Genomic DNA, 18,235 nt, shown 5'->3' with positions numbered 1-18,235 from the left:
GAATGGCTGAACAAGAATCTCTCGCTTTATTTGACACGCCAGAAGAGCTTTTTATGAAGGGCACGATGTTGTCCACCATTTTTTATAATGCCGAAAACCTCTTTTCTGTTGTGCGAATTCTTGTCAAAGAAACCAATGCAGATTGGGATGAAAAAGATATTATTGTGACTGGTTTTTTCCCCGCTTTACATGAACAAGAAGTGTATACTTTTTATGGGAAAATGCAGGAACATGCCAAATTTGGACAGCAATTTAAAGCAGAACGTTTTAGGAAAGAAATGCCGCAATCTCGTGCTGGTTTAATTAATTATCTGTCTGGTGAGCTTTTTAAAGGTATTGGCAAAGTGACTGCGGAAAATATTGTTGATACAATTGGCGACGATGCAATTACGCGGATTTTATCTGATCCAAGTTTACTTAATAATGTTCCAAAGTTACCATCTGGTGCTGCGGAGAGCCTCCTTGCTTCTTTACGAGAAAATCAAGGCTTAGAGCATGTGATGGTCGGGCTAAATGAATATGGATTTGGTCCACAACTTTCGATGAAGATTTTTCAAGCATATAAACAAAATGCTATCGAAGTACTTGAAAACAATCCATACAAATTAATTGAGGATGTCAAAGGTATTGGATTTCACCGAGCGGATGAGCTTGGTCGGAAATTAGGACTAGGAGGAAATCATCCTGAACGCCTTCGTGCGGGAATTTTATTTATGCTTGATTCTGTATGCATGCAACAAGGCCATGTTTATATGGAACAAGAAGCGCTACTTGCAGAAGTGACCTTTTTGCTAGAAGAAAGTGAAGGTATTCGAATTGATCATGCTATTTTAATGGAACAAATAGAAAAGCTTGCTGAAGAACAAAAAATTATCATGGAAAACACACGTGTCTATATGCCATCTTTATATTATTCGGAAAGCGGCTTTGCTTATCATGTAAAACGGATGCTGAAACAAACACAGTATCAAGAGCAATTTCCGCAGTCTGAGTTCTTGCTGGCACTTGGAGAGTTAGAAGAGCGAATTGGTGTTCATTACGGAGATTCGCAGCGAGAGGCGTTAGAGCAAGCTTTAATGTCGCCGATGCTTGTACTTACTGGTGGACCAGGAACAGGGAAGACTACTGTTATTAAAGGTATTGTGGAATTATATGCCGAATTAAATGGTGTAAGTCTAGACCCGCATGCTTATAAAGATGGCGCGACGTTTCCAGTTCTGTTAGCGGCACCAACTGGACGAGCAGCTAAGCGAATGTCTGAGTCAACAGGACTTCCATCAATGACCATTCACCGTTTACTCGGTATGAATGGGCAAGAGCAAATGGATGATGATGCAGAAAGATTAATTGATGGTCGGCTTTTAATTGTAGATGAAATGTCGATGGTGGATATTTGGCTTGCTAACCAACTATTTCGTGCACTTCCTTCGCATATGCAAGTAGTTTTAGTAGGAGACCAAGACCAATTGCCATCAGTTGGACCAGGACAGGTCTTGAAAGATATACTTCACTCGAAACAAATTCCAACCGTTGCGCTTTCAGATATTTATAGGCAAAAAGATGGATCTTCCATTATTGAGATGGCTCATAATATTAAAGAAGGCATGTTGCCAGCTGATTTTGCGAAAAATAGTGCTGATCGTTCTTTCTTTCACTGTACCGTGAATCAAATTGGTGATGTCGTTGAACAAGTCGTAAAAAATGCCAAAAATAAAGGTTTCCGCGCAAAAGATATTCAAGTTTTAGCACCGATGTATCGTGGCCCGGCTGGAATCGATATTTTAAATAAAAAGCTACAAGAAATTTTTAATCCTAATGACACTGGCAGACGTAAAGAAGTGCAATTTGGCGAATTAAAATATCGTATACATGATAAAGTTTTGCAGTTAATAAATCAACCGGAAAAAAATGTCTTTAACGGCGATATCGGGGAAATAGTATCGATTATTTATGCGAAGGAAAACACCGAAAAGCAAGATATGATTGTTGTGCAATTTGATCAAACCGAAGTATCCTATTACCGGCAAGAATTTAATCAATTGACGCATGCTTATTGTTGTTCTATTCATAAAGCACAAGGTAGCGAGTTTCCCATTGTGATTATGCCAATTGTTCGTAGCTATTACCGAATGTTACGACGTGACTTGTTATATACGGGTGTCACTCGAAGCAAGCAATTTTTGATTCTTTGCGGTGAAGAAGAGGCGTTTCGAATGGGTGTTGAGCGTGTCGATGAAAACAAACGTAATACGACGCTTTCAGAACGTTTAATAAGTGAAGATGTTATGCTCGAACAAATGACCAATAAACGAATTTTAACTATCGAAAATATTACCGAAATAGATCCGATGATTGGGATGGAAGGAATAACCCCCAACCAATTTATGGCAGGCTAAAAAAACTACTTTCTGAGTTAGAGAAAGTAGTTCTTTTTTTATTGTTCGTTATCTTGGAAAAATGGGAGACGAATAGTGAAAGTGGTTCCTTTGTTAGGCTCACTTGTAACAGTGATTGTCCCATCATGGTATTCAATCAACTGCTTCACAATGGAAAGTCCGATGCCAGATTCACCAAATGCAGTATTTGTTCGTGACATATCTGCTTTATAAAACCTTTCCCAAATTTGTTCAAGTTCTTCGGTATTCATACCAATACCAGTATCTGTAATCGTTAGAACCATTTCTTTATAATCTTGATAACCTGCTAAAGTAATTTGACCATTTTCGGTGAATTGGACACTATTTTTAACAATATTGATAAAGACCTGTGTTAAACGATCGTAATCGGCATAAATATTTAACTCGCTATCAATAGCAAGTATAATCGTATTTCCTTTTTCAGTTGCGACATAATCTAGTTGTTCTTTAATTAATTCTAGGAAATCTCGTGCATTAAAGCGTGTTTTTTGCAAGCGGATTTTATTGCTACGAATTTTTTCATAATCGAGATTTTCATTAACAAGTTTAGTTAATCGTCTCGCTTCCGTATCAATTAAGGCAATGCAACGATCTGTTTCACTTTTTGGAATAATATCATTCACTAAGCCTTCTGTTAAACCACTGATCGTTGTGAGTGGGGTGCGCATCTCATGAGAAACATCTGCAATAAATTGACGCCGTCGTTTTTCTTGACGCTCAATTTCTTCTTGAGAGGCTTCTAGTGTTGTAGTCATTTTGTTGAAGTCAATTGCAAGTGCGCCAATCTCATCAAAATTATTTTCTTTTAAACGTGTTTGATAATTTCCTTGGATAACATCCTTTGTTGCAGCTCGTAGTTTATTAATCCGATTCACTTGCAGTTTGGAGATGATTGCACTAAGAATTAGAGCTACTGTAATAGAAAGTAAAATAGTGTAGAACATATATTGATTTATTGTTCCTATCACTTGCTCTGTACCGCTAATCGGTGAGTTTAATACAATGGAACCAACAAAATTATCTCCATTCATGAGTGGGACATAAACAATCGTCATTTCTTGGTTAAAACGATTATCGATTTTTTTACTTACTGTTTTGCCGCTTTCTAATTTTTTCTTATCCTCACTAGAAATCGAGAAATCTTTTGGAAGAGGTTGATTCATTTGTGTGGGATAAATCGTTTCATCATCCGCATTTTTAATTGTATAATGAATTCTTTTGACATCCAGAATCCGCTGATAAGTATTCAGCACTTGTGCAGTTGCATCTTGCGGGGAATGACGAATATCCATCGCAATTGTTTCCCCATAACTTGTTAGATCATCTACTTGGCTTTGGTAAAAATAATCTTTAAGTGAATGAGAGACAAGTAGTCCAATCATAATACAAGCTATTAGTAATATGATAAATTGTGTAAAAAAGAGTTGATAGGCATATTTAAATTTCATTCGCTTCATTCCGTTTCATCGAATTTATAGCCTACACCCCAAATAGTGTGTAAAAATGGCTTCGTTTCTGTAGCAATTTTTTGGCGTAAACGTTTAATATGAACATCAACTGTTCGTTCGTCTCCGTAAAATTGGTAACCCCAGACTTGCTCTAGCAATTGTTCTCTTGAGAAAACCTGTCTTGGGTGCTTCATCAAGAAATAAAGCAAATCAAATTCTTTTGGTGTTAATGCATCCAGTAATTCACCTTGATAAAAAATTTCTCGAGTTCGTTTACTAATTTTAAAATAGGTTGTTTCTAGAATATCCTCATCTGTTTCTGCCAAAGTTGAACTATTTTTACGACGAGTTACTGCTTTTATTCGTGCCATCAAAGTAAGGGGACTAAATGGTTTAGTAACATAATCATCAGCGCCCATTTCTAGACCAAGCACTTGATCAGATTCGGATTCTTTCGCCGTTAAAATAATAATCGGCATATCACTGACTTCGCGGATTTTGCGACAAATTGTCATTCCATCCATGTTCGGAAGCATTAAATCAATAATGGCGATATCAAAGTCTTCTTTTAAAAAAGTCTCATAGCCTAGTTTGCCATCATGCACAAACGTGGCATTAATTTCTTCTTTTATGAAAAACATTTCAATCATTTCACATACACTCACATTATCTTCAATCATAAGTAGTTTCATCGTATATCTTCACTCCTCTTACATTAAAACTAGACTAAATACAGTCAATAATCAAGCCAAATTATTTTTTTCGCGAAAGTTTAAAACATGTATCACAGTTTGTTCATACTTTCTTCATAACTCCCCCGTAATCTTAGTGGAGTAGAAACCGAATGGAGGAAAACACATGAATTTTTTTAAGAGGGCATGGCTCAGCATGAAAGCAAGAAAAGGAAGATCAGTATTACAATTGATTATTTTCACAGTTGTCTGTGTACTTATTTTATCAGGCTTTACTATTCAATCCGCTGCAGATAAAGCGAGCGAATTAGCAAGAGAGCAACTTGGGGGAACGGTGACGCTAACTGTAAATCAAGAAAAGCAAATGAAGGAAATGCAAGAAGCGTCTTCAAATAGTGATAGCAGTTCTGAGGACGCAAAACCTAAATTTGAAAGTAATCCAATTGACGTTAGTGATGCAAATGATTTAGCAAAATTAACGCATGTAGCAAGCTATAATTATTATTCAAGTACACAAGCGCTTGCCTCAGGATTTGATCCGATTGAATCTTCTGGTGATACTTCATCGTCTTCTAGTGATGACTCATCCACTACTAGCCAAGGTCCAGGTGGTGAGGGAGATAGCAATGCTCCAAAAATGATGGATGCAGACTTAAGTATTAGCGGACTTCTTGATTCAGCGACGTCTACGGACTTTGAAGCAGGTACAAGTGAGCTTACTAATGGTGTAGCAATTACAGCGGACGACACCGATAAAAATGTGGCAATGGTAGAAGAAACATTAGCAGAACAAAATGATTGGAAAGTAGGAGATTCATTCACAGTAACTTCTAGTGATGGTGAGACAAAAGTAAAACTAAAGATCGTTGGTATTTATAAAACAAGTGATTCAGGTAGTGATATGGCGCAAAACTTTTCTTTCTTAAATCCTTATAACAAAGTATATGTTCCTTATACAGTTGCAAACACGATTAAAGGAGCAGATTATAAAAATACAGTAGACTCTGCTGTTTATACGATGGATGATGCAGCAAACATTTCTGCTTTTGAAAAAGAAGCGAAAAAAGTAGATAGCATTGACTGGGATACATTCAAATTAGACGCTAACGATACACTTTATCAACAAATGATTGGTCCAATTAATAGCGTGGCTTCATTCTCTAAAAATGTGGTTTATATTGTCAGCATTGCTGGTGCATTAATTTTAGGATTGCTCGTCATGATGCAAGTACGTGATCGTAAATACGAAATGGGTGTATTACTTGCAATCGGTGAAAAACGTGGTAAATTAGTTGCCCAATTCTTTGTAGAAATTTTGATTGTAGCATTAGTTTCATTTGGATTAGCTGCAGCAAGCAGTCACTATGTGGCACAAATTGCAGGTAACCAATTACTTTCGCAACAAAATTCTTCTGCTACAACGGAAACAAGTACTACCGAAAATCGTGGTCCAGGTGGCGGTGGCGGTCAAGGTGGCCCAGGTGGATTCTCACAAAGTGTTAGTAATTTGACGCAAAACACCGAACAAATTAAAGAACTAGATATTCAAGTAACATTAGAAGATATGCTGAAAATGGGTGGAATTGGCATTGGAATCGCCTTTATTTCTGTATTGTTACCAGCAGCATTCGTTCTTCGTATGAATCCAAAAACAATTTTAACTAAACAGGAGTAGGTGACGAGATGACCAAAATATTAACCTTTGAAAATATTCATTATTGGTACAAAACAAAAGAAGAATCGATTTTATGTGATATAAATTATGATTTTGAATCAGGAATTTTTTATACCGTTGTCGGAAGTTCTGGTTCAGGTAAAACAACCTTTTTATCTCTAGCAGGTGGGCTTGATACGCAAAAAGAAGGGGATATTTATTATAAAGGTAGTTCTTTAAAGAGCATTGGACTACAAAAGTTCAGAAATCAATATGTATCGATTGTTTTTCAAAGTTATAATTTGTTAACCTATATGACAGCACTTCAAAATGTAACTACTGCTATGGAAATCACCCATGTAAACCAGCCGGATAAAAAAGAATTCGCACTGAAAATGTTAGAAAAAGTAGGAATTACCGAAAAAATGGCTCGTCAAAAAGTGTTGACATTAAGTGGCGGACAGCAACAACGGGTTTCGATTGCACGCGCTTTATGTTGTGAAACCGAACTAATTGTCGCGGATGAACCAACTGGCAATTTGGATGAACGAACAAGTAAAGAAGTAGTTACTTTATTCCAAAATTTAGCACATAAAGAAGGAAAATGTGTCATTATGGTAACTCATGACCCAGAAATCGCTAATGTATCTGATATCAAATTAACATTAAAAAACGGAAGCTTTGTCGAAAAGAAACAATCGTCAAACAGTTTAATAAACAGTTGACAACAACGATTCCGTTCTTTATAATTTAGGTTATTGTTGAATATAATTTTGATACATGGTAGGAATATGATTTTGGCTTCTTCGTGACTAGAGAGTTTTCCCTTGGCTGTAAGGAAAACCACGCCAGCACCAAAATTGCTCTCCGATTAGATGGTCCGTTTTATCCACGTTAACAGATAATGAAGAGGTAATGATACAAAGTCTATGTCATTGCAAACAGGGTGGTACCGCGATTTCACTAAAATCGTCCCTGTGAGCAATCATATAGGCTTTTTTTGTTGTAATAATAAAAGGAGGAAATAAAAAATGAAACAATTATCAAGTGCAGAAGTAAGACAATTATTTTTAGATTTCTTTAAAGAAAAAGGGCATACAATCGAACCTAGCGCGCCGCTTGTTCCAAATAATGATCCAACAATTCTTTGGATTAATAGTGGTGTTGCAACTATGAAAAAATATTTTGATGGTTCTGTCATTCCTGATAACCCAAGAATGGCTAATGCGCAAAAATCAATTCGGACAAATGATATTGAAAATGTTGGTAAAACAGCACGTCATCATACTTTTTTTGAAATGCTGGGGAATTTTTCGATTGGGGACTATTTTAAAGAAGGAGCAATTGAATTTGCTTGGGAATTTTTAACAAGTCCGAAATGGATTGGCTTTGATCCGGATAAATTATATGTAACGGTTTATCCAGAAGATGAAGAAGCAAAAACCATTTGGCGCGAAAAAATTGGCCTAACGGATGAGCATATTGTCGAAATTGAAGATAATTTTTGGGATATCGGTATTGGTCCAAGTGGTCCAGACAGCGAAATTTTCTATGATCGTGGACCTGCTTTTGGTGATGATGAAAATGATCCAGAACTATATCCAGGTGGCGAAAATGAGCGTTACTTAGAAATCTGGAATTTAGTATTTTCTCAGTTTAACCATAATCCAGATGGTACTTATACTCCACTTCCTAAACAAAACATTGATACTGGGATGGGGCTTGAACGGATGGTTTCGATTATTCAAGATGCACCAACAAACTTTGAAACAGATCTTTTCATGCCGATTATTCGTGAAGTCGAACAAATTTCTGGCGTGAAATATGCAAGTGAGACGGAAAATGATGTGGCATTTAAAGTTATCGCTGACCATATCCGTACAGTAGCCTTTGCAATTGGCGATGGAGCTTTACCATCGAATGAAGGCCGCGGCTATATTTTGCGTCGTTTACTTCGCCGTGCCGTTCGTTATGCTAAAGTATTGAACATTAACGAGCCATTTATGTATAAATTAGTTCCCGTAGTTGGAAAAATCATGAATAGCTTCTATCCAGAAGTAGAAAACCAAACTGATTTCATCCAAAAAGTTATTCGTACAGAAGAAGAACGTTTCCATGAAACATTGAATGAAGGCTTAGCTATCCTAGAAACTATTTTGGAAAATGCGAAAAAGACAGATGAACAAGTCATTCAAGGAGCAGATATTTTCAAATTATACGATACATTTGGTTTCCCAGTGGAATTAACGGAAGAATATGCAGAAGACCATGGCTTGAAAGTAGATCACGCTGGCTTTGAGGCGGAAATGAAAGAACAACGTGACCGCGCTCGTTCTGCAAGAGCCGATGTGAAATCCATGCAAGTCCAAGGCGAGCTATTAGCAAACCTTACAGAAAAAAGTACATTTGTTGGCTATAACACAACCGAATACGTTTCCGAAATTCTTTATATTATTCAAAATGACGCACTTGTCGATGAAGTAGCTGCTGGTAGTGAAGCACAACTAATTTTCAAAGAAACACCTTTCTATGCGGAAAGCGGTGGTCAAGTAGCTGATAAAGGAACGATTCAAAGCGAAACAGGCCTTGCTTATGTGGATGATGTCCAAAAAGCACCGAATAAACAAAATATCCACCGCGTCGTTGTGAAAGAAGGCGTATTAACAACTGGCGATACAGTAAAACTATCCGTCGACAAAGTGAAGCGTCGGGAAACAGTTAAAAATCATACAGCAACCCATTTACTACACCGTGCTTTAAAAGACACACTCGGTGAGCACGTTAACCAAGCTGGCTCACTTGTTTCTCCAGATCGTTTGCGTTTTGACTTCTCTCACTTCGGTCAAATTACAGAAGAAGAATTAACCAAAATGGAAGAAATTGTGAACGAGAAAATTTGGGAACAAATTGAGGTTGTTATTGAAGAAATGCCAATTGCAGAAGCAAAAGAACTTGGCGCGATGGCGTTATTTGGTGAAAAATATGGCGATATCGTCCGCGTTGTCCAAGTTGGTAAATACAGCATTGAATTATGTGGTGGTGTCCACGTTCGTAATACCGCAGATATCGGTTTATTTAAAATCGTTTCTGAAACAGGTATTGGCGCAGGAACAAGACGTATCGAAGCAGTAACAGGAAAAGCAGCGTATCATTTTGTAACCGAACAAGAAAATACTTTAAAACATGCTGCAAACATACTAAAAACAACAAGCAAAGAAACGCCGCAAAAAATCGAATTACTACAAGCGGAGTTACGTGAAGTTCGTCGTGAAAATGACTCACTACTAAGCAAACTAGCAAGTGCAGCGAGTGCAGATATTTTTGAATCACTAGAAGAAATCGGCGGGGTTAATGTTATTGCGAAACAAGTAACTGCAAAAGACATGAACCAACTACGTCAATTTGTCGATAACTGGAAAGATAAAAAAATCGGTGGCATCCTTGTTTTAGGAGCTGTTCAAGGCGATAAAGTGAACCTGATTTCCGCAGTATCAGAAGACGCAATCAAAGCAGGTTATCATGCTGGTAAATTGTTAAAAGAAGTTGCTACTAGATGTGGTGGAAATGGCGGCGGACGCCCTGATATGGCGCAAGCTGGTGGTAAAAATCCTGCAGAGCTAGGAAGCGCGCTTGATTACGTTTCCACATGGGTAAAAGAACAACAAGCATAAATTTCGCAAAAGCACCTCATTTTTCTTTGTTATTTTCGTTCACATAGTGTAAAATGAATTAAGATACATGAAGGAATGAGGTGCTTCGATTATGGATTCAAAAGATCAAACAATGTTTTACAACTTCGGCGATGACTCAATTGAAGAAGATGTAAAAAAATTAATGAAACAAGTCTACGTTGCTCTTGAAGAAAAAGGCTATAATCCCGTTAATCAAATCGTTGGTTACTTACTTTCAGGTGATCCTGCTTATATTCCTCGCCATAAGGATGCTAGAAGTATGATACGCCGGTTAGAACGAGATGAAATTATCGAGGAACTTGTCAAAGCGTATCTGAAAAATAACGAAATTGGTGAGAAATGAGAATAATGGGTTTAGATGTCGGCTCTAAAACAGTCGGCGTAGCGATAAGTGATCCACTAGGTTGGACTGCACAAGGTGTTGAAACCATTCAGATTGACGAGAAACGAAAACAATTCGGCTATGATCGAGTGAAAGAACTAGTGCTCGAATACGAAGTCGAAAAAGTGGTTGTCGGTCTTCCAAAAAACATGAATAATACCATCGGCCCTCGTGCGGAAAGTTCTAAAATATATGCAGAAGTACTGGAGGCAAGAATTGGTTTGCCTGTGGTACTCTGGGATGAACGTTTAACAACAACTGCTGCTGAAAGAACTTTAATCGAAGCAGACGTTTCGCGTAAAAAGCGAAAAGAAGTCATCGATAAGTTAGCTGCAGTGATGATTTTACAGTCCTATTTGGACACTACTAATTAATTGAGGTGAATTTGATGGCAGAAGAACATAACCATAACCACGAAGAAGAAAATATTATTTGGATTACAAATGAAGAAGGAAAAGAAGAAGCATACGAAATTCTTTTTGATTTTGATTCCGAAGCTTTTGAGAAATCATATGTATTATACTTCCCAGCAGGTAAAAGCGAAGATGAAGAAATCGAAATCCTTGCATCTAGCTACATTCAAGATGAAGAAGGCAAACAAGGCCAACTTCAACCAGTAGAAACAGATGATGAGTGGGATATGATTGAAGAAATCCTCGCAACATTTTTAGCTGACGAAGACGAAGAATAATAGCAAAAAAGCATGTCCTGACAGATTTTGTCAAGATATGCTTTTTATTTTGCGCCTCTAGCGCGTTTATTCCATACTTTATAAGCAAGGTAGATTACAATTCCAACAACTAAAGCTAACATTACATAACTAATCGGGCGGGTATATTTTTCTACCACGCTCCAATTCGAACCGAGTGTATAGCCAAGCCAAGTGAGGAAAATATTCCACGGGATACAACCTAAAATCGTATAAATAACGAATTTCCAAACATTCATTTTAGCAATCCCAGCAGGCAAGGAAATGAATGTTCGAATAACCGGTAAAACCCGACCGAAGAAAACGGCTCTAGCACCATAACGGCCAAACCAAAGTTCTGCTTTATCTAAGTGTTTCACATTTAAAAAAATATATTTCCCGAATTTTAATACTAACGCTCTACCGCCATATTTACCAATATAATAGGCAATAAGCGAACCAACCAGATTTCCAGCAATCCCAGCAAAAACAACCAACCAGAAATTTAGTTTTCCAGCTTCTGCCATAAAACCACCAAACAGCATAATGACTTCACTAGGAAGCGGGATACAAACACTTTCAATCAACATACCAAGGAAAATTCCCCAATGACCAAGCGAATCAACCAACCACATGGTGAAATCTTGTAAACTTTGTATGAACGTATGCAACATTTAAAAGACTCCTTCAAACGATATTTAATTGGCAGAAGCAAGTCTTTGACCGATTCTGTCTTGTTCGATAAATCACGCTATTCATTATACCGAAAAAACATAAAAACGTCACTTTTTAAGAAATATTTCTATATTGAATAGCATTTTATTTAGATAATCGGTATAATAGATAAGAATTGTTTTCAATGAAATGAGGTCTATTATGAAGAATAATACAAAAGGAAAGAAAATTACAATCATTATTTCTATTATTATTATAATTTTAGTGATTGCTACTTTTTCCGGATACTATTATGTAAAATCACAATTGGAACCAAGAGATGAAGCAAATAAAGAGAACGTTATTGTGGAAATCCCAGCTGGTTCAAGTATTTCGGATATTTCTACTATTTTAGAAAATAAAAAAGTAATCAATAATGCTTCGATCTTTTCTTTTTATGTAAAATATAATAATGATGCTAATTTAAAAGCCGGTAATTACGAGCTAAGTCCCTCGATGAACACAGATCAAATCGTGAAAAAAATGCAAGATGGTAAAACCGTTGCGCCAGAAAAATTGATTGTTCCAGAAGGATATACCCTAGACCAAATTGCTGATAGAATTGTTGCTTATCAACCTAAATTAAAAAAAGCAGATGTTTTAGAAACAATGGATAATCCTGATTTTATTGCAACGATGATGGATAAATATCCAGAAACGGTAACAAGTGATGTATTAAATAAAGATATTAAACATCCGCTTGAAGGATACCTTTACCCAGCAACATACACATTTAAGGATACAAATGCAACAGCAGAAACTATTATTGAAGAAATGGTCAAAGCAACGGATTTAAACATTGCTAAATACCGAGACGAACTAGCTAAACAAAAAATGTCTGTGCATGATTTTTTAACTATGTCTTCCATTATTGAAAAAGAAGCGACAGAAAATGTTGACCGTAAAAAAATTGCAAGTGTTTTTTATAATCGACTAGCAGAAGATATGCGTCTACAAACAGATCCGACCGTTCTTTATGCGCTTGGAAAACACAAAAGTAAAACAACTTATGCAGATTTAGAAGTAGATTCTCCGTATAATACTTACAGAAATAAGGGATTACCACCAGGTCCGATTTCGAATAGTGGTGAATCTTCTATGGAAGCAGCTCTTTATCCTGAAAAAACGGATTATCTATATTTCTTAGCCAACACAAAAACAGGAGAAGTGTATTTCTCAAAAACTTTAGAAGAGCACAATAAATTAAAAGAAGAACATATTACAAAAAATAATTAAAACAACCACTTGTCAGCTACATGTTCCGCATGTTGTTTGGCAGGTGCTTTGTTTGTTAGAATAGGAGAAGCGAAAAGTGAATGATATTATTCATGACTATTTATTAAAACACATTCCCGAAAGCAGTCCTTTTTTTGTGGAATTAGAAAAATATGCGAAGGAAAATGAAGTTCCGATTATGGAGCGAGACTCTCTCTATTGTTTACTTCAAATTCTGGATATTCAAAAACCACAACGGATTTTAGAACTAGGAACTGCAATTGGTTACTCAGCACTTAAAATGGCAGATAAGCTTCCGGGAGCGGAAATCATTTCAGTAGAACGCGACGAAGAACGTTATAAACAAGCAATACATAATATTGAACGCTACGGAGCTGCTGACAGAGTAAAAGTCCTATTAACAGATGCAATTGAAGGGGCAGAAGAAATTTCATCCTATGGACCGTTTGATGCGATTTTTATAGATGCAGCTAAAGCACAATATGAGAAATTTTTCCATATTTATACAAATTCTTTAGCGCCAGATGGTGTTATCTATAGCGATAATGTACTCTTCAAAGGCTTGGCACTGGATATGTCTCCTGAAAAACAACGAAAACTCCGCGTAGCCAGAAAAATGCGCCATTTCAATGATTTTTTAGTTACCCATCCTGATTTTGAGACAACAACGATACCACTTGGAGATGGTCTATCTATTTCCAAAAGAAGGAAAACAGGAGGCGTATCATGACAAAAAAACCAATTGTAGTAGGCGTAACAGGTGGCTCGGGTTCTGGGAAAACCAGTGTAACAAAAGCAATTTGTAATCATTTTAGCGGTCATTCAATTTTAATGCTTGCTCAAGACGTATACTATCATGACCAAGCAGATATCCCTTTTGAAGATCGAATAAAAGTGAACTATGATCATCCGCTTGCTTTCGATACAGAGTTATTAATCTCGCATATTGCGGCGCTTCGTCGTTATGAAACGATTGAAAAACCAATTTATGACTATGCTAAATACACGCGTAAAAAAGAAGTAGAAATCCAAGAGCCACGTGAAGTCATTATTTTAGAAGGTATTTTAATTTTAGAAGATAAACGCCTCAGAGATTTAATGGATATAAAAGTCTATGTTGATACAGATGACGATATCCGCTTTATCCGTCGTTTGCTTCGTGACATGAAAGAACGGGGCAGAACAATGGAATCTGTGATTGAACAGTACCTTTCTGTTGTGAAACCAATGCATAATGAATTTATTGAGCCTACCAAAAAGTTTGCTGATATTATTATTCCAGAAGGCGGCGAAAATCATGTAGCAATAGACTTAATGACAACAAAAATTGAATCAATCTTACAAAAACATGCATAAACATAGGTATCACTTGTCAAATGCGAAAAATTAAGGTAAAATTTTCCTAGTAAAAAGAGAGACAATTGCTTGCTATTTCAAGCGTGGCGTGTTAATCTTTCTGACGAGTAGTAATATTTGGTAAAGGTGCGGAGAGATACCTCCGTGCTTTTCTATACAATAATGAACCAACAAAAGGAGAGAAATCGATTGGCGACAGAAAAAGTATTTCCAATGACCCTAGATGGGAAAGCAAAGTTAGAAAATGAACTACAAGAATTAAAAACAGTAAAACGTAAAGAAGTAGTAGAACGTATTAAAATTGCTCGTAGTTTTGGTGATTTATCTGAGAACTCCGAGTATGATTCGGCAAAAGACGAACAAGCATTTGTGGAAGGCCGTATCACTACTATCGAAAATATGATTCGCAATGCTCAAATCATTGACGCTGCAGAAGCGCATAATGGCTTAGTAACACTAGGAAATACCGTTACTTTTGTTGAGTTACCTGATGGCGTGGAAGAAACTTATACCATTGTAGGTAGTGCAGAAGCAGATCCATTTGAAGGGAAAATTTCCAACGATTCTCCAATTGCCAAAGGTTTACTTGGCCATAAAGAAGGGGAAGAAGTAACTATCCAAACACCTGCTGGCGATATGAGCGTTAAGATTCAAAAAATCACTGCATCTTAATTTGGCTAATTGTGTTTTTACAGCGGTTACTTATAAGGTGGTGAATGCAAATGGCAGACAATCGACAATCTAATAATCGTCGCATTAAGCAAAATATGGTCGAAGGGTCTCGTTCACAGCAAAATACCAAGCGAAAAAAAACCAATTTGGTCTTAAATATCTTAATTATCGTGGTAAGCTTACTTATCATTGGTAGCTTGTACTTTGTTTTGTTTAAAACAGAAAGCGATCCGGCAGATCAACCAAACAAAACGGCATCTTCCACTGCGAAAAAAGAAGATGCCGCTAAATCAAACAAGACAACTAAAAAAGAAGAAACAACAGCTGACGACAAAACAGAAACTACCGATAGTGATGATCCAAACGTGGCGAAAGTTATTACTAAAAACTGGAAACCAATTGGTACAGAGCAAACGGGAGATCACGTAAATTCGTACAGTTCCACAAGTGTTGACTGGCAAGAAAAACGAAAAGCCTTTTCTGCTGCAACAGATATTCCAATCGCAGATACATCGCTTTGGTTTGTAGAGCAAGGAGCTGATCCGGCAACACAGGCCATTGGGACACTTTCTGCTAAAGAAACGCCTGATAAAGCTTATCGTGTCTATATCTCTTGGGTAGACGGCGAAGGATGGCAACCAACTAAAGTTGAAGAACTTAAAACAAACGATAAGAGATAAAGCACAGAAGTTTTATGGAAGCTTACTGTGCTTTTTTTTTGGAGGTTACATAATGAGAAAAATTGGTATTATTGGGGCAATGGAAGAAGAAGTAGCCATATTAAAAGAAGCAATGGGAAGTGTAGAAGAAGTCACCATTGGTGGTGCAAAATTCTATCTAGGTGAAATTGCTAGTAAAGAAGTTATTTTATTAGAATCAGGCATCGGTAAAGTGAATGCGGCACTAGGAACAACGCTTATGGCAGACCGATTTAAACCAGAGATAATTATTAACACTGGGTCTGCAGGTGGAATGGCTGAGGGACTTGCTGTAGGGGATGTTATCATTTCGGATCGTCTTGCATATGGTGATGTGGATGTAACGGAATTTGGCTATACATATGGTCAAGTTCCACGTATGCCAGCTTTTTACCAAGGTGACGCGGTTCTACTCAAAAAAGCAGAAACCATTTACCGTGATTACTTTTCTACAAGTGAAAATAAAGCCGTATTTGGTTTAGTTATTACCAACGATTCGTTTATTATGCGTCCAGATCAGCATGAAATTATTCGGACATTTTTCCCAGATGTCAAAGCTGTCGAAATGGAAGCAGCTGCGATTGCACAAGTTGCGTATCAATTCGATATTCCGTTTTTAATTATCCGTGCTATTTCGGATTTAGCAAATCAAGAAGCAACAATGTCATTTGATGAATTCATTCATTTGGCAGCGAAACAATCTTCTACTTGTATTATTGAATTACTTAAAACAATTTAAAAAAATTCCTGGAGTTTTTACGCTCCAGGAATTTTTTATTTTACATATTCTTCTGTTAAAGTAAGGAAATCTTCTACATCTTTCGCAGCAAGTTGAACAGCTTCTTCCCAAAAATCTGCTTTACGTAAATCTACACCAAGATGTTTTTCGGCAAGTTGCTCTGTCGTCATGGAACCTGTATCTTTCAGTAGCGCAATATACTTGTCTTCATAGCTTGCACCTTCAGCTTGTGCCTTATGATAAATGCCAAGAGAGAATAGGTAGCCAAAAGTGTAAGGGAAGTTATAGAATGGCACATCTGCAATATAAAAGTGAAGTTTAGAAGCCCAAAACTGCGGATGGTATTCATCTAAAGCATCTAAGTAAGCTTCTCGTTGTGCTTCTTCCATTAAAGAGTTTAATCGGTCAACGGAAACTACGCCTTGTTTACGAGCTTCGTAAAAGTTACTTTCAAATATAAAACGAGCATGGATGTTCATAAAGAAAGCAATACTACGACCAATTTTATCTTCTAGTAAAGTAATTTTTTCTTCTTTTGTTTTAGCGTCTTTGACAGCAGCGTCTGCAATAATCATTTCAGCAAAAGTAGAAGCAGTTTCGGCAACGTTCATTGCATAGTCGGTATTTTCGAAAGGTTCTTCGCGAATGACATCAGAGTGGAATGCATGGCCAAGTTCGTGTGCTAGTGTAGCTACAGTTCCAGGAGCCCCGTCATACGTCATGAAGATTCGACTTTCTTTTTCTACTGGGAAATCAGTACAGAAGCCACCTGGACGCTTATTATCACGGTCTTCCGCTTCAATCCAACCTTTTTCAAAGGCATGTCTCGCGAAGTCTGCCATTTTTGGACTGAACTTGTTGAATTGCTCAATGATAAATTCAGCGCCTTCTTGATACGTATATTTTTTTGGTTCACTAGAGAAAACAAGTGGGGCCTCCACATCGTAAAAACTTAATTTTTCAAGACCTAGTAAATTTGCTTTTCTATCCAAAAAGCGAATAAAAGTCGGTTTGTGCGTTTGGATAACATTCCACATCGACTTAAGCGTTTGTTCATCAAGACGATTAATAGCTAATGGCTCATCTAATATCTTATCCCACTTACGGATATCGTATGTAGCAAGACGGAAGCCGGATAAATGGTTCAATGTATCACTGAAAAGACGAGATTCTTGTTGCCAAACGCGTGTGTATTCTTTAAAAACAGCTTGACGAACTTCGCGGTCCGGATGATTTAATAAATTAAGCGCTTGACCAGCAGAAACATCTTTTTCCTCACCATCCAGCGTGACCTGCATCCGTAATTTGCCTACGAGAGTATCATAATGATCTGACCAGCCGCGATATCCATCAACAGCTAAGGCATTAATGGCAGCTTCTTGTTCTTTACTACCTTTTTTGCGGCGGTTAGTTCGTGCTTCATTTAAAACAAAACTAATTTGTGACAAACCATTTTGCTCCATTAATTCGTTCCAAACACGGTCCGGTACTTGAGCAAACTTATCATGCCATTCATCTTCAGCAGTTGCAAGTGTTGCAACATATTGATAAATTAGCGCAGAAATCTCATTCGCACGAGTGTCATTAATATCGGCAGAAGCGAGGCATTCTAAAAAAGAGCCAGCCGTTAATAAGACTTTAGAGATAGCAGCATTTTGGTTCACTAGTAAAAGGAATTCTGCAGAAGCTTCGACATTTTCAGGAACATCCCATTCAGCAACATTCGTGACAAAACTATCTAAGTCCGCCTTTACTTTTTTTAGGGTTTGCTGTAATTCTTCTGAGCCGCTTCCCCCAGCATATATATTTTCTAAATCCCAAGTCAATGCATAATTTTTCGACATTTG

17 protein-coding genes are annotated in these 18,235 nt (G+C 37.1%); 13 read left to right on the top strand and 4 right to left on the bottom strand.

All coding sequences use genetic code 11. The features are described from left to right. The first annotated feature begins 2 nt into the window (after positions 1–2). The gene (gene recD2 / locus CKV67_RS07525; RefSeq protein ID WP_025279948.1) at positions 3–2,396 is read left to right on the top strand and encodes an SF1B family DNA helicase RecD2; all 2,394 of its coding nucleotides are present in this window, start codon (positions 3–5) and stop codon (positions 2,394–2,396) included. A gap of 38 nt (positions 2,397–2,434) precedes the next feature. Here recD2 and pieS read toward each other — a convergent pair whose 3' ends face one another. Both pieS and pieR read right to left on the bottom strand, forming a co-directional pair. Continuing rightward, positions 2,435–3,874 (bottom strand): two component system sensor histidine kinase PieS, encoded by a 1,440-nt coding sequence (gene pieS / locus CKV67_RS07520; RefSeq protein ID WP_014092871.1) that lies wholly within the window; start codon positions 3,872–3,874, stop codon positions 2,435–2,437. Further along, the gene (gene pieR / locus CKV67_RS07515; RefSeq protein WP_014092870.1) at positions 3,871–4,557 is read right to left on the bottom strand and encodes a two component system response regulator PieR; all 687 of its coding nucleotides are present in this window, start codon (positions 4,555–4,557) and stop codon (positions 3,871–3,873) included. Before pieR ends, pieS begins: the two co-directional genes overlap by 4 nt. A gap of 166 nt (positions 4,558–4,723) precedes the next feature. On the opposite strand from pieR, the gene CKV67_RS07510 reads away from it, so the two are divergent. The 6 genes from CKV67_RS07510 to CKV67_RS07485 all read left to right on the top strand — a co-directional run bounded on the left by CKV67_RS07510 (position 4,724) and on the right by CKV67_RS07485 (position 10,976). After that, positions 4,724–6,232 (top strand): ABC transporter permease, encoded by a 1,509-nt coding sequence (locus CKV67_RS07510; RefSeq protein ID WP_014092869.1) that lies wholly within the window; start codon positions 4,724–4,726, stop codon positions 6,230–6,232. A gap of 8 nt (positions 6,233–6,240) precedes the next feature. Continuing rightward, on the top strand, positions 6,241–6,936 hold the full coding sequence (locus tag CKV67_RS07505) for an ABC transporter ATP-binding protein (RefSeq protein WP_014092868.1): 696 nt from the start codon (positions 6,241–6,243) through the stop codon (positions 6,934–6,936). Positions 6,937–7,242: 306 nt separating this feature from the next. Then, positions 7,243–9,882, top strand: coding sequence for an alanine--tRNA ligase (gene alaS, locus CKV67_RS07500; RefSeq protein ID WP_014092867.1), 2,640 nt, complete (start codon positions 7,243–7,245; stop codon positions 9,880–9,882). Between the two features lie 91 nt (positions 9,883–9,973). Then, a complete protein-coding gene (gene reoM, locus CKV67_RS07495; RefSeq protein WP_003719797.1) occupies positions 9,974–10,246 on the top strand; it encodes an IreB family regulatory phosphoprotein ReoM in 273 nt (90 codons plus the stop codon). Beyond that, entirely contained in the window at positions 10,243–10,659 is a 417-nt protein-coding gene (ruvX, locus tag CKV67_RS07490; RefSeq protein WP_003747787.1) for a Holliday junction resolvase RuvX, read from the top strand. Before reoM ends, ruvX begins: the two co-directional genes overlap by 4 nt. A 14-nt stretch (positions 10,660–10,673) precedes the next feature. Next, complete coding sequence (locus tag CKV67_RS07485; protein ID WP_003747783.1) at positions 10,674–10,976, top strand: DUF1292 domain-containing protein; 303 nt, start codon at positions 10,674–10,676, stop codon at positions 10,974–10,976. A gap of 44 nt (positions 10,977–11,020) precedes the next feature. Here the strand turns inward: CKV67_RS07485 and CKV67_RS07480 are convergent, their stop codons facing one another. Continuing rightward, on the bottom strand, positions 11,021–11,647 hold the full coding sequence (locus CKV67_RS07480; RefSeq protein ID WP_014092866.1) for a DedA family protein: 627 nt from the start codon (positions 11,645–11,647) through the stop codon (positions 11,021–11,023). A gap of 202 nt (positions 11,648–11,849) precedes the next feature. Here CKV67_RS07480 and mltG point away from each other — a divergent pair, with 202 nt between their 5' ends. The 6 genes from mltG to CKV67_RS07450 all read left to right on the top strand — a co-directional run bounded on the left by mltG (position 11,850) and on the right by CKV67_RS07450 (position 16,388). After that, positions 11,850–12,923, top strand: coding sequence for an endolytic transglycosylase MltG (mltG, locus tag CKV67_RS07475; RefSeq protein ID WP_025279947.1), 1,074 nt, complete (start codon positions 11,850–11,852; stop codon positions 12,921–12,923). 76 nt (positions 12,924–12,999) lie between these two features. Next, positions 13,000–13,653: an O-methyltransferase gene (locus CKV67_RS07470; RefSeq protein ID WP_014092864.1), complete on the top strand. Its 654-nt coding sequence runs from the start codon at positions 13,000–13,002 to the stop codon at positions 13,651–13,653. Then, positions 13,650–14,279, top strand: a complete 630-nt coding sequence (udk, locus tag CKV67_RS07465) for a uridine kinase (protein ID WP_014092863.1) — start codon at positions 13,650–13,652, stop codon at positions 14,277–14,279. Before CKV67_RS07470 ends, udk begins: the two co-directional genes overlap by 4 nt. Positions 14,280–14,468: 189 nt before the next feature. Next, on the top strand, positions 14,469–14,951 hold the full coding sequence (gene greA / locus CKV67_RS07460) for a transcription elongation factor GreA (RefSeq protein ID WP_025279946.1): 483 nt from the start codon (positions 14,469–14,471) through the stop codon (positions 14,949–14,951). A 50-nt stretch (positions 14,952–15,001) separates the two neighbouring features. Further along, positions 15,002–15,631, top strand: coding sequence for a DUF1510 family protein (locus CKV67_RS07455; protein ID WP_014092862.1), 630 nt, complete (start codon positions 15,002–15,004; stop codon positions 15,629–15,631). Positions 15,632–15,683: 52 nt separating this feature from the next. Beyond that, positions 15,684–16,388 carry a 5'-methylthioadenosine/adenosylhomocysteine nucleosidase gene (locus CKV67_RS07450; RefSeq protein ID WP_014092861.1) on the top strand — a complete coding sequence of 235 codons (705 nt, stop codon included), beginning with the start codon at positions 15,684–15,686 and terminating at the stop codon, positions 16,386–16,388. A 35-nt stretch (positions 16,389–16,423) separates the two neighbouring features. Here the strand turns inward: CKV67_RS07450 and CKV67_RS07445 are convergent, their stop codons facing one another. Further along, positions 16,424–18,232 carry a M3 family oligoendopeptidase gene (locus tag CKV67_RS07445; protein WP_025279945.1) on the bottom strand — a complete coding sequence of 603 codons (1,809 nt, stop codon included), beginning with the start codon at positions 18,230–18,232 and terminating at the stop codon, positions 16,424–16,426. Positions 18,233–18,235: the final 3 nt, after the last annotated feature.

Origin of the sequence: Listeria ivanovii subsp. ivanovii, from assembly GCF_900187025.1 — a bacterium.
Lineage (GTDB): Bacteria > Bacillota > Bacilli > Lactobacillales > Listeriaceae > Listeria > Listeria ivanovii.
This window is presented reverse-complemented; position numbering and strand designations above follow the sequence as displayed.